The following is a 12,379-nucleotide window of genomic DNA, read 5'->3' as shown; positions in this document are numbered from 1 at the left end:
GAGCAGACGCAAAAGCCCCCGCACGCTCGGCGTGTCGGGGGCTTTCGCGTCTGCTCGCGCGTCTAACGCTTCTTGACCGATTTCGGCGGCTTGGCGCCGCGGCCCTGCTGTCGCGCAGCGGCACGCCGTTCCCGGCGGCTGCCACCGGCGGCGGCCCCCGCTGCGGCCTTGGCCGCCGCACCACCGTTGCGCTGCACCTGCGCCGAGCCGTCCTCCGACGGCCCGCTGTAGGTGAGCGCCGGGGCCTCGTTCTCGATTCCCTTGGCGCGCAACGTGCTAACCGGTTCCTTGAGCGCCGGCGGGGGCGCGGGTGCTTCGTCGGCCGTTTCGTCGCCGGCCGCGTCGGAACCCAACTCGGCCAGGCCTTCCGGCGGCTCGACCGGGGCAAGGTCGACCTGCGGGGCCGGAACCGCTTCCACGCTGACGTTGAACAGGAAGCCGACCGACTCCTCTTTCATGCCCTCGAGCATGGCGGTGAACATGTCGTATCCCTCGCGCTGGTATTCCACCAGCGGGTCGCGCTGCGCCATCGCGCGCAGCCCGATGCCCTCCTTGAGATAGTCCATCTCGTAGAGGTGCTCGCGCCACTTGCGGTCGATGACGTTGAGCAGCACGTTGCGCTCGAGTTGGCGCATCGCGCCCTCGCCGGCGATTTCCTCCAGCTCGGCTTCCCGTTTCGCATAGGCACGGTCGGCGTCCTCGAGCAATGCCTCGAGCAACTCTTCGCGGGTCAGGTCGTCGCGCTCGGACTCCTCGTCGCGGTGGGTGAGCTCCTCGTGCGAGATGCCCACTGGATACAGCGTCTTGAGCGCCGTCCACAGCGCGTCGAGGTCCCAGTCCTCGGCGTAGCCCTCGGCCGTCGCGCCGTTGACATAGGCGGTGATGACGTCGGTCAGCATGTCCTTCGCCTGCTGCTGCAGGTTCTCGCCCTCGAGGATGCGGCGGCGCTCGGCGTAGATCACCTTGCGCTGCTGGTTCATCACCTCGTCGTACTTCAAGACGTTCTTGCGCATCTCGAAGTTCTGCTGCTCGACCTGCGTCTGAGCGCTCTTGATGGCCCGGGTGACCATCTTTGCCTCGATCGGCACGTCGTCGGGCAGGTTCAGCCGGGTCAGCAGGCTTTCCAGCGCCGCCCCGTTGAAGCGCCGCATGAGCTCGTCACCCAGCGAGAGGTAGAACCGCGACTCACCGGGGTCGCCCTGGCGGCCGGACCGGCCACGCAGCTGGTTGTCGATGCGGCGCGACTCGTGCCGCTCGGTGCCCAGCACGTACAGGCCGCCGGCCTCGATGACCTCTTTGGCCTCGGCGCCGGCCTCTTCCTTGACCTTTGGCAGCTCCTCGTGCCAGGCCTGCTCGTACTCCTCCGGCGTCTCCACCGGGTCCAGGCCCCGCTCGCGTAGCCGCTTGTCGGTGAGGAAGTCGACGTTGCCGCCCAGCACGATGTCGGTGCCGCGGCCGGCCATGTTGGTGGCCACGGTGATGCCACCGCGCCGGCCCGCCTCGGCGATGATGCCGGCTTCTTGTTCGTGGTACTTGGCGTTGAGCACGTTGTGCGGGACGCGCCGCTTGGTGAACTGGCGCGACAGGTACTCCGAGCGCTCCACGCTGGTGGTGCCGATCAGCACCGGCTGGCCCTTCTCGTAGCGCTCGACTACGTCGTCGACCACCGCGATGTATTTGGCCTCTTCGGTCTTGTAGATCAAGTCGGACTGGTCGGTGCGGATCATCGGCTTGTTGGTCGGGATCGGCACCACACCCAGCTTGTAAATCTCGTGCAGCTCGGCCGCCTCGGTCTGGGCGGTACCGGTCATGCCGGCCAGCTTGTCGTAGAGACGGAAGTAGTTCTGCAGGGTGATGGTGGCCAGCGTCTGGTTCTCGGCCTTGATCTCGACGTGCTCCTTGGCCTCGATGGCCTGGTGCATGCCCTCGTTGTAGCGGCGGCCGATCAGCACGCGGCCGGTGAACTCGTCGACGATCAGCACTTCGCCGTTGCGGACGATGTAGTCCTTGTCGCGGTTGAACAGCTCCTTGGCCTTCAGTGCGTTGTTGAGGTAGCTGACCAGCGGGGAGTTGGCGGCTTCGTAGAGGTTGTCGATGCCGAGCTGGTCCTCGACGAACTCCACACCCTTCTCGTGCACACCTACGGTGCGTTTGCGCAGGTCGACCTCGTAGTGGACGTCCTTCTCCATCAGCGGCGCCAGCCGGGCGAACTCGGTGTACCAGCTGGAGGCGCCGTCGGCGGGCCCCGAGATGATCAGCGGGGTACGCGCCTCGTCGATCAGAATCGAGTCGACCTCGTCGACGATGGCGAAGTTGTGGCCGCGCTGCACCAGGTCGTCCAGCGAGTGGGCCATGTTGTCGCGCAGGTAGTCGAAGCCGAACTCGTTGTTCGTCCCGTAGGTGATGTCGGCGTTGTAGGCGACGCGGCGCTCGTCGGGCGTCATCTGGGCGAGGATGACGCCGACCTCCAGGCCCAGGAAGCGGTGCACGCGGCCCATCCACTCGCTGTCGCGTTTGGCCAGGTAGTCGTTGACGGTGACGACGTGCACGCCCTTGCCGGCCAGCGCGTTGAGGTAGGCGGGCAGCACACAGGTCAGCGTCTTGCCTTCACCGGTCTTCATCTCCGCGACGTTGCCCAGGTGAAGGGCGGCCGCCCCCATCACCTGGACGTCGAACGGGCGCTGGTCGAGCACGCGCCAGGCGGCCTCGCGGGCCACCGCGAAAGCCTCCGGCAGCAGGTCTTCGAGCGTCTCGGGGTTTTTGTCGTCGTTCAGACGCTTCTTGAACTCGTCGGTCTTGGCCTTCAGCTCCGCGTCGGTGAGTTTTTCGACGTCGTCGGACAACGTGTTGACATAGTCGGCCACCTTCTTCAGGCGCTTGACCATGCGACCTTCACCAAGGCGCAGCAACTTCGACAGCACAGCTATGTCCCTCGCGGGTAGGAGTCTCGGGCGACCCCCATCCTAGGTGACGACCGAGTGAAGGCCGCTGATCGTCAGGCCAGCCGGATCAAGCCAGCCGGATTAAGCCATAGTCGTAGGCGTGCCGCCGGTAGACCACCGAGGGCCGTTCGGTCTCCTTGTCCAGGAACATGAAGAAGTCGTGCCCAACCAGCTCCATCTCGTAGAGGGCGTCGTCGACCGACATCGGCTTGGCCGGGTGTTCCTTGACACGCACGACCCGACCGGGCTGGTGGTCCGGGACCTCGCCGTAGTGGTCGTGCGGCTCGGCCGGCTGGCTGTCGAAGGGGTTGTCGCCAGGCACCACGGCGGTGGCTTCGGCCAGCGAAACCGGCGTCTTGTCCCCGTAGTGCACCTTGCGGCGGTCCTTGGTGCGTCGCAGCCGGTTCTCCAGCTTGCTGACGGCGGATTCCAGCGCGGCATAGAAGCTGTCGGCGCAGGCCTCGCCGCGCACGACCGGTCCACGACCGCGCGCGGTGATCTCGACGCGCTGACAGGATTTGCGTTGGCGACGGTTGCGCTCGTGGTCGAGTTCGACGTCGAACAGATAGATGGTTCGGTCGAACCGCTCCAAGCGTGCGAGCTTCTGTGAAACGTAGATGCGGTAGTGGTCGGGGATCTCGACGTTGCGGCCCTTGAACACGATTTCGGCGTTAGCCATCGGTTCCGTTTGGCCGTCGTCAGCCGGCGTCTGGTCCAGAACTTGTTCGGAATCCACGGTAAGCCTTGACATTCGTGACAACTCGTTTCTCTCTTCACGTCACACGCGCCCTGCGTGCCGGTTATTCGGATACGCGCCGACGAGGGTGTAAGCGGTAAAGAAACATCGCGAGATGTTCGCCGCCGCAGGCTGCCCGCCGGAGCAAGAAATCGAATTCTCACCTCCTACTCCGGGGTGCTGCTCAACCTGGCATTTCGCGACAGTGAGTCGTTGATTCTGATGTCGACGTTAGCCCGTGTTCGCCCAAGCGTGCCACCCCATTCGCGGACCTGTTGCGAGTTCTTCACGTTCTCTTGCGGTTTGCCGATTTTCTTCACGCGCTGGCGATCGTCAGCACCGCCGCCACCTGCACTCCCGCGGCGCGCAGCACCCGAACCGATTCGCGCGCCGTGGCGCCGGTGGTGACGATGTCGTCGACGATCAGGACCTCGGTGCTCGGGCGCGGCCCGCACAGCAGCACCCGGCCGGCGATGTTGCGTTCCCGGGCCGCGGTGCCCAGGCCCACCGAGTCGCGCGCGAAGGCCCTGATGCGTAGCGCGGCCGCGACGGCGATGTCCGGGTGTCCGGCGACCGCCAGCCGCGTCATCCGGGCGACCGGGTCACCACCACGTCGGCGCGCCGCCGAACGCCGCGTCGGCGCCGGCACCACCGTCAGTGGCGTGTCGACCATGCCCCAGACCAGCAGCCGGTGGACGCCGAGGGCCAGGTGCCGGGCCAGCGGCGCGACGAGGTCCGCGCGGCCGCGTTCCTTGACGGCCAGCAGCGCCTGGCGGCGGGCCCCGGTGTAGCGGCCCAGGGCGAACACCGGCACCTGCGGGTCGACCCGCGGGGACACCACATGCGGCTCGTCGGCCTTGAGCGCGAGCTCTCGCCCGCAGGACGCGCACCATCGGGTCGCCGGTGCGCCGCAGCCGGCGCACTGCAGCGGAAGAACCAGGTCAAGCACGGTGTCAGTGTGCCGGGCTCCGGTGACACACCGAATTCGCGAGTGACCAACCTGTAACCGAACCCTGACCGAAACGCTCACTCGCTTGCATATTCGCACGTCACCGCGGCCCTACGATCGACGGCAATCTGCTATTCGAAAGGTGTTGAAAAAAGCGATGCGGTCGGCAATGCGGTCGGTTCTTGTGGTGATCGGTATCGCCGCGACGGTGTTTGCCGGGCCCACCGGCGTGCGGATGACAAGCGCGTCGCGGGGTTATTTCGACATCGCATCGATCGCGCCTTCGCGCGGCGCCGTGGTCGGCGTCGCGCATCCGGTGGTGGTGACCTTCCACAATCCGGTCGTCAATCGGGCGGCGGTGGAACGCGCCATCGCGGTGACGTCGGTGCCCGCGATGACGGGCCGGTTCGAATGGATCGAGGACAACGTCGTGCAGTGGGTGCCGGACAGGTACTGGCCGGCGCACAGCACGATCGCGCTGTCGGTGGGCGGCCTGCGCACCGACTTCAAAACGGGTCCCAAGGTCGTCGGCGTCGCGAACATCGCCAACCACACCTTCACCGTGAGCATCGACGGGGCCGACCCGGAATCGCCGCCGTCACTACCCGCACCGCATCACCGTTCACACTTCGGCGAGACCGGGGTGCTGCCGGCCAGCATGGGCAGACCTGAGTTCGCAACACCGGTCGGCACCTACACCGTGCTCGCCAAAGACCGTTCGGTGATGATGGATTCGAGCAGTGTCGGCATCCCCGTCAACGACCCTGACGGTTACCGGCTGAACGTGGAGTACGCCGTGCGCATCACCAACCGGGGTCTCTACGTGCATGCGGCGCCGTGGGCGGTGCCCTCGATGGGAGTCGACAACGTCAGCCACGGCTGTATCAGCCTGACCCCCACCGACGCCGAGTGGTACTACGACACGGTAAATATCGGCGACCCGGTGATCGTCGAGGAGGGCGTGGCCACTATCCGCAGCGACAAGGAAGCGGACCCGAAACCGGTGCAACCGTCGACCCTCAACCCCGAACGACCGCCCTCATGAGACGCAGCGCTACTGCGCCGGAGCCAGGGCCGCCGCACAGGCCGGCAGCGCCGTCGTCATGCCGGCCAGGAAGGCCGGAATGGGCGCGGGCGGCGGCACCTCGGCCGCGGCGGGTGCTGCCGGACCGGGCACCACCACCGGCGCGGGCGCCGGCGCCACCGTGCTCGGTGCGCCCTTGCCCGTCCCTGCCATGGTGGTCAGCGGAGCCCCCGGGGCAACGTCGGCAGGCAGCGCCGCACCGGCGCCCGCAGGCACCACCGGCGGCACCACCGGCACCGGCGGCACGACCGGCACGGGTGGTGGACCCGCGAGCGGGGGCACGACCGGCACGGGCGGCACGATCGGCGCCAGCGGCACGGCACCGGCTACCGGACCGGGCAGCACGACGGGTGCCGCACCCAATCCCGCAGCCTGCTGCTCAATGCAGCTCGCGCCGCCGGTCGGGAACGGGGTTGCCCCCGCGCCCGGACTGAGGGCCAGGGCCGCACCACACAACCCCGCGCCGGCAGCAACCGCTACGCAGAATCGATTTTTGATTGGCAACGCCAACTCCGTTCGTCTTCCCCATTGCCCCCGCAGTCATTCGACAATGCCGAACCGTATCGGCGCGCCGAATCCTTGCCTAGACCAGCGATTTGTTGGATGCCGAACCGATACCGCGCCCCCGCCGGGTCGTGATCGCGGCTTTCCCAAATGGTGATTTAGCCAGGGGTTTTGACCGAACGGGGCCGTGTGCGGTGGCAGGGGGCCGGGCGTGCTCGGGCAACCGGACGAGACGGCGCAGCAAACATCGGCCGCCGGTCAGTCCGACCGCCACAGCAGCGAGGGCCAGCTGAAACTGAGTGCCCCCTGGCTCAACCGGGTGATCAGGTCTTCCAGCGCCCGCATCGGCAGCTCCATGCGCCACTCGGGCAGCAGGCCCGACACCCGCAGCGAGTCTTCGGCCATCTCCACGCCGGTGATCATCAGTCCGTGCGGCAGCTCAGGCAGCGGAACCTGATACGCCGGGGTGCGCACCGGCAACTTCCAGCGGCGCTGCCCGGTGACCACTGCCCGGGGGTGCAGCCACAGCGTCGTCCCCGTCACCTCGGCGTCGACCTCCAGGCCGCCCCACCCCGGCCGCCGCGCCCAGCGCAGCCGGGTGGTCCCGTCCTGGCCCAGCTCGCTGCGCAGGTGCGGCGCCGCCTGCTTTAGCACGCCGTCGAAGACCTCTTTGGGCAACTCGGTGGACAATTCCGCCGGAGCCGCCACCACCAGAGGCGGGACGCCTGGCCGGATATGCACGTTGCGCAGCACGGCGACCGCGCTCTGCAGCCGGTTCTCGGCCCAGCTGATGTCGCGGGCGGCCACCCGAACCTCGCCGAGCTGTCCGACGGCCAGTCCCTGCGGGTCCAGCTCCGATTCGAGTTCGGTGACGGTCAGCCGCACGTCGTGCTCACCGATGCGCACCGTGAGGCTCTTGCCCACGAGCAGCTGCTGCAACGTCGCGAACAACGTCCGGTAGGGCACGGTCGCCGCTTGGGTGGTGGCCGCACTGACCGACGGCAAGCCGGTCGACGACCACAACGAGGCCAGCGCATCCAGCGCGCGGAACGGATCGTCCCAGCGCAGGAACGGAACCCTTGGCGACATCGGACAAGCGCCTCCTACGTAACGCTGATCATCCCGGCAGAACCGGCGCCGCCCCACCGATCATCAAGCCCGCGACCTCCGACCAACCCTGTTGGTTTTCGGCCGCCGACGCCGAATACATAAGTACCCCTTGCGGCCCCGCTACGTACACCGTGGACGGATTTGCCGCGATCGCGAACAACGGGATCTGCAGTCCGCGGCTGGGCGCGTCGGAGTTCACCCCGTCGAGGTTCACATAGGACACCGGGTGGGTGGCATCGTTGCGCGTCACCACGATGTCGTCGCCGGTGCGCCAGTACAGCGACACCACCGAGGTGCCCAGGCCGAAGCCCAGCCGACGCGGATAGGTGAGGGCGAACTGGCCCGCCTGGGTCTGCTCGACGCCGGCCAGGATCACCTGTCCCCCAATCACCATCGCCGCCCGTGTCCCGTCCCGGGACAGCTGCAGGTCGGTGATCGGCCCGGGGAAACGGCTGGACACCGCCGTGGAGTCGACCGGGATGCGCGCCGGCTGGCCCGACGCGGGCTCCTGGATGGCGCGCAGCACGTTGTTCGCGTCGACCACCACCCAGACCGCGTCGTCCAGCGACCAGCTGGGTCGGGACAGGTTGTGGCCATCGGCGGACTGGACCGCTTCGCCGCCGAGATCGCCGATCCACAGCGACGCCGCCATGTCCGGGGCGCCCCGGCGCAAGGTGACCACGGACGCCACCTGCCGCCCGCTGCGGGACAGGGCCGCCCCGGTCTGGTCACCCATGTGCCCGAAGGCTCCCGGCACGGTGTCGATGTGCTGCCCGTTCAGCGCCACCAGCGACCCGCCCACCAGGGCGTGCAGGCCGGCGCCGGCTCCGTCGGCGACGCCGGGGTCGGTGGCGGCGACGTCAGACGTGTTCCAGCCCTGCGCAAATCGGTCGTCCAGCGGGGCGCCGTCGGCATTGATCACGTAGGGGCCGCGGATGTCGGCGCGGGCCAGGGTCCAAATGATCTGCGCGGCGAGCAGCGCCCTGCTGTGCGGGTCGGTGGTCGCGAGCTTCTCCAGTTCGACGCGGGCGCCGCCGTAGCCTTTTCCGACGCCGCTCTTGCCGCCGTCGGCCCGGGTGACCGGTCCGCGCAGCCGCAGCGGCGGCGCGAGTAGGTTGCGCACCGTGTGCGCCATCTCCGGGCGCGGCCCAGCCAGCAGTTTGGAGATCAGCTCGGTGGCCAGCTGGTCGTGATCGGACACCGCCACATAGCGCGGGTCGGGCACCACGGTCTTGCCGGTGGGGTCGGCGAAGTACAGGGTGTTGCGCTTGTAGGTTGCCTGGAACTGCTGCCAGTCCAGGAACACCCCGTTCGGCAGCCGGTCGATGCGCCAGCCACCCGAGGTCTTGACCAACTCGATCGGGCCGGGGTCCGGCAGCTGGCCTTCGGCGGTCTCGAAGACGCCCACGTCGGACAGCGAACCCAGGATGTCTGCCCGCATGTTGGCCGAAACCCGTTCTGCGCCACGGGTTTCGACGAACACCACGTGGTCGATCAGCAGGGCGCTACCGGCGTCGTCCCAGGAATTGGAGGCCGACTGGGTGAGGAACTGGCGCGCCGCCAGGTGCCGGTTGGCCGGGTCGGCGGTGGCCTTGAGGAATTCGCGCAGCAGCACGTCGGGGTCCATGCCCGGGGTGGGTTTGGGCAGGTTCGACGGCGCCGGGCGCTCGACGGTTCCGATCGCCTGCGGCGCCGACGAGCTGGGCACGCTCGCGCAACCGGCCAGCAGCACGGCCGTCATCAACAGCATCAGCAGCCTGCGCATCTACCCGCCCCACTCCGCGTGCTCGCGAAGCCGCTGCTGCTCGCCTGTGTGCTCCGGTGCGGCGGGCTGTCCGTTCGGCTGCTGCGGGGCCGGCTGCGGTATTGGTTTCATGGGCAGCGGGCTGGTGGTGACCTTGTGGCCGCGGACCAGCGGCAGCGTCAGCCGGAAACACGCTCCCTGGCCGGGCTCGCCCCAGGCTTCCAGCCGGCCCTGGTGCAGTCGGGCGTCCTCGATGCTGATCGCCAGACCCAGACCCGTGCCGCCGGATCGGCGCACCCGGGACGGGTCCGAGCGCCAGAACCGGCTGAACACCAGCTTCTCCTCGCCGGGCCGCAGGCCGACGCCGTAGTCGCGGACGGTGACCGCGACGGTGTCCACATCGGCGCCCATCCGGATCCGGACCGGCTTGTGCTCGGCGTGGTCGATCGCGTTGGCGATCAGGTTGCGCAGGATCCGCTCCACGCGGCGGGCGTCCACTTCCGCGATCACCTCGTCGGTGGGCATGTCCACCAGCAGCTCGATGCCTGCCTCCTCCGCCAGGTGGCCGACGTTGACCAGCGCGTTGTTGACGGTGGTGCGCAGGTCGACTGCCTCGACCGAGAGCTCGGCCACGCCGGCGTCGTGCCGGGAGATCTCCAACAGGTCGTTGAGCAGGGTCTCGAAGCGGTCCAGCTCGTTGACCATCAATTCGGTGGAGCGCCGCAGCGCCGGGTCGAGGTCGGCGCTGTGGTCGTAGATCAGGTCGGCGGCCATGCGCACGGTGGTCAACGGCGTCCGCAGCTCGTGGCTGACGTCGGAGGTGAAGCGGCGCTGCAGGTTGCCGAACTCCTCCAGCTGGGTGATCTGGCGGGACAGGCTCTCGGCCATGTCGTTGAACGACACCGCCAGCCGGGCCATGTCGTCCTCACCGCGCACCGGCATTCGTTCGGACAGGTGACCCTCGGCGAAGCGCTCGGCGATCCGGGACGCCGAGCGCACCGGGTTCACCACCTGCCGGGAGACCAGTAGGGCGATGCCGGCGAGCAGCACCAGCAGCACCACGCCCCCGGTGGCCATCGTGCTGCGTACCAGCGTGATGGTGGTCTGCTCGTTCACCAGCGGGAAGATCAGGTACAGCTCCAGGTTGGCCACCCGCGAGGACGTCGGTGTGCCCACGATCAGCGCCGGCCCGGAGAACCCCTCGGTGTGCACGGTGGCGTATTGGTAGGCGGCCTGTCCCGCTTTCACGAAGCCGCGCAGTGCGTTGGGCACCTGATCGACGGGGCCAGCGGTCGAGGCGGCCCGGGGCCCGTCGCCGGGCACCATCAGCACCGCGTCGAAGGAGCCGGCCAGCCCGGCGCCGGAGGCGGGATCGGTTTTGGATGTCAGCGTGTTGCGGGCCAGCTGCAGGCTGCTGTCCAGCGAGCGGGTCTCCTCGCCGTTGACGATGCCGCTCACCGTGCTGCGCGCCCGCTCGATCTGGTCGATCGCCGCCTTGACCTTGACGTCGAGCACGCGATTGGTGACCTGGCTGGTCAGCACGAAGCCCAGCGCCAGGATCACCGCCAGGGAGAGGCCAAGGGTCAGCGCCACGACTCGCAGTTGCAGCGAACGCCGCCAGACCACGGCCACGGCACGGCTCACCGCGCTCATGCCGCGCGCCATGGGGCCCGAGCGGCCCCACCGACCTCGACTACGTCGCCGCGATCCCCATATCAACGCCGGCGCCGCTTTGCATCATCGGCCGGGGGGATCACGGAGGTCCGGCCTTGTATCCCACTCCTCGAACGGTCAGAACCACGGTCGGGTTCTCAGGATCCTTCTCGACCTTCGCGCGCAGGCGCTGGACGTGCACGTTCACCAGGCGGGTATCCGCCGGGTGCCGGTATCCCCACACCTGTTCGAGCAGCACATCACGAGTAAACACCTGGCGCGGTTTGCGCGCCAACGCGACCAACAGGTCGAATTCCAGCGGTGTCAGCGAGATCTGCTCACCGTTGCGCGTCACCTTGTGCGCCGGCACGTCGATGTCGACGTCGGCGATGGAGAGCAGCTCGGCGGGCTCGTCGTCGTTGCGGCGCAGCCTCGCCCGCACCCGCGCGACCAGCTCCTTGGGCTTGAACGGCTTCATGATGTAGTCGTCGGCGCCGGATTCCAGGCCGAGCACCACGTCCACGGTGTCGGTCTTGGCCGTCAGCATGACGATCGGCACACCCGAATCGGCCCGCAGCACCCGGCACACGTCGATGCCGTTCATGCCGGGCAGCATCAGGTCCAGCAGGACCAGATCGGGCCGCAACTCGCGTACCGCGGTCAGGGCCTGAGTCCCGTCGCCGATGACCGCGGTGTCGAAACCCTCCCCACGCAACACGATGGTGAGCATCTCGGCCAGCGAAGCGTCGTCGTCGACGACCAAAATCCTTTGCCTCATGGACTCCATGGTGTCACCAGATCAGGACAAAACTGTCGCACCACACGGGCGTTTCTTGTCTGATCGGCCCAAATCTGGGCGAATCGGGGCGAAATTGTGCTAATCGGCCGTCAAAGTGGCCGCCAAGCCGCCCGGATTGACGTCGGCGTCGACGACGATCCACCGCCCGCCCCAGTGCGCCGCGGCCAGTTCGGCGTACACCGCACCGGTGCGCCGCTGCAGCCCGTCGTCGCGTTCATAGCTGTCCCGCGCCCGGCCCGGGTCGCTCTCGGCGCGGCTGCGGGCCCGCTGCCCGGCGAGCTCGGCCGACACCGCGAGCAGGATCTGGAAGTCCGGCGCCGGGAGCGCGAGCCGCTCGTATTCGAGCTCGCGCACCCACGCGACGGCATCGCCGGTGGCGTCCTGGTGCAGGCGCGCGGCGCTGTAGGCGGCGTTGGATGCGACGTAGCGGTCCAGAATCACCACGTCGTGCTCGCCGGTCAGTCGCTCGATCTCGGCGACCGCGCCGGCGCGGTCGAGCGCGAACAGTGTCGCCATCGCATAGACCGACTCGGCCAGGTCGCCATGCCGGCCGCGCAGCGCCTCGGCGGCCAGGTCGGCGGTGATCGACTGCCCGTAGCGCGGGAAGGCCAGCGTGGCGACGGACTTGCCACCGGCCTGCAACGCCGCCCGCAGTCCGTCGGTCAGCGTGCGCTTACCCGAACCGTCGACGCCTTCGATCGCGATCAGCACCGCGCGAGCCTATCGAGCGTCACGCTGGCGTGGCACTCGACGCCCAACGCCACGCCAGCGTGCCGCTCGACGCCGAGGGGCGGGATCAGTAGCGGTAGTGGTCCGGCTTGTACGGGCCCTCGACATCGACACCGAGGTACTCGGCCG

General features: G+C 68.5%; 10 protein-coding genes. 1 reads left to right on the top strand and 9 read right to left on the bottom strand.

Annotated elements, in window-relative coordinates:
• Positions 1–62: 62 nt before the first annotated feature.
• The 3 genes from secA to A9X01_RS22845 form a co-directional block, all read right to left on the bottom strand.
• The gene (gene secA / locus A9X01_RS22855; protein ID WP_065122904.1) at positions 63–2,921 is read right to left on the bottom strand and encodes a preprotein translocase subunit SecA; all 2,859 of its coding nucleotides are present in this window, start codon (positions 2,919–2,921) and stop codon (positions 63–65) included.
• An 88-nt stretch (positions 2,922–3,009) separates the two neighbouring features.
• Positions 3,010–3,693, bottom strand: coding sequence for a ribosome hibernation-promoting factor, HPF/YfiA family (gene hpf, locus A9X01_RS22850; RefSeq protein ID WP_065122903.1), 684 nt, complete (start codon positions 3,691–3,693; stop codon positions 3,010–3,012).
• Positions 3,694–3,994: 301 nt separating this feature from the next.
• Positions 3,995–4,627 (bottom strand): ComF family protein, encoded by a 633-nt coding sequence (locus tag A9X01_RS22845; RefSeq protein WP_065122902.1) that lies wholly within the window; start codon positions 4,625–4,627, stop codon positions 3,995–3,997.
• Positions 4,628–4,784: 157 nt separating this feature from the next.
• Between A9X01_RS22845 and A9X01_RS22840 the strand changes: the two genes are divergently transcribed.
• The gene (locus A9X01_RS22840; protein WP_081282563.1) at positions 4,785–5,672 is read left to right on the top strand and encodes a L,D-transpeptidase; all 888 of its coding nucleotides are present in this window, start codon (positions 4,785–4,787) and stop codon (positions 5,670–5,672) included.
• Between the two features lie 9 nt (positions 5,673–5,681).
• Here the strand turns inward: A9X01_RS22840 and A9X01_RS22835 are convergent, their stop codons facing one another.
• The 6 genes from A9X01_RS22835 to A9X01_RS22810 form a co-directional block, all read right to left on the bottom strand.
• The gene (locus tag A9X01_RS22835) at positions 5,682–6,215 is read right to left on the bottom strand and encodes a hypothetical protein (RefSeq protein WP_366663723.1); all 534 of its coding nucleotides are present in this window, start codon (positions 6,213–6,215) and stop codon (positions 5,682–5,684) included.
• 258 nt (positions 6,216–6,473) lie between these two features.
• Positions 6,474–7,304 (bottom strand): LmeA family phospholipid-binding protein, encoded by an 831-nt coding sequence (locus A9X01_RS22830; protein ID WP_065122899.1) that lies wholly within the window; start codon positions 7,302–7,304, stop codon positions 6,474–6,476.
• 28 nt (positions 7,305–7,332) lie between these two features.
• Complete coding sequence (lpqB, locus tag A9X01_RS22825) at positions 7,333–9,090, bottom strand: MtrAB system accessory lipoprotein LpqB (protein ID WP_065122898.1); 1,758 nt, start codon at positions 9,088–9,090, stop codon at positions 7,333–7,335.
• A complete protein-coding gene (gene mtrB, locus A9X01_RS22820) occupies positions 9,091–10,788 on the bottom strand; it encodes an MtrAB system histidine kinase MtrB (RefSeq protein ID WP_065122897.1) in 1,698 nt (565 codons plus the stop codon).
• A 34-nt stretch (positions 10,789–10,822) separates the two neighbouring features.
• Positions 10,823–11,509, bottom strand: a complete 687-nt coding sequence (gene mtrA, locus A9X01_RS22815; protein WP_036353256.1) for a two-component system response regulator MtrA — start codon at positions 11,507–11,509, stop codon at positions 10,823–10,825.
• 90 nt (positions 11,510–11,599) lie between these two features.
• A complete protein-coding gene (locus A9X01_RS22810; protein WP_065122896.1) occupies positions 11,600–12,232 on the bottom strand; it encodes a dTMP kinase in 633 nt (210 codons plus the stop codon).
• Positions 12,233–12,379: the final 147 nt, after the last annotated feature.

The sequence above is a fragment of the Mycobacterium asiaticum genome, assembly GCF_001668675.1.
Classification (GTDB): domain Bacteria; phylum Actinomycetota; class Actinomycetes; order Mycobacteriales; family Mycobacteriaceae; genus Mycobacterium; species Mycobacterium asiaticum_D.
This window is presented reverse-complemented; position numbering and strand designations above follow the sequence as displayed.

Bases quoted from the DNA above. Each gene is read 5' to 3' on its own strand.
- hpf (WP_065122903.1), bottom strand. From the start codon at position 3,693: ATGTCAAGGCTTACCGTGGATTCCGAACAAGTTCTGGACCAGACGCCG.
- A9X01_RS22840 (WP_081282563.1), top strand. From the start codon at position 4,785: ATGCGGTCGGCAATGCGGTCGGTTCTTGTGGTGATCGGTATCGCCGCG.
- A9X01_RS22830 (WP_065122899.1), bottom strand. From the start codon at position 7,304: ATGTCGCCAAGGGTTCCGTTCCTGCGCTGGGACGATCCGTTCCGCGCG.
- lpqB (WP_065122898.1), bottom strand. From the start codon at position 9,090: ATGCGCAGGCTGCTGATGCTGTTGATGACGGCCGTGCTGCTGGCCGGT.
- mtrA (WP_036353256.1), bottom strand. From the start codon at position 11,509: ATGGAGTCCATGAGGCAAAGGATTTTGGTCGTCGACGACGACGCTTCG.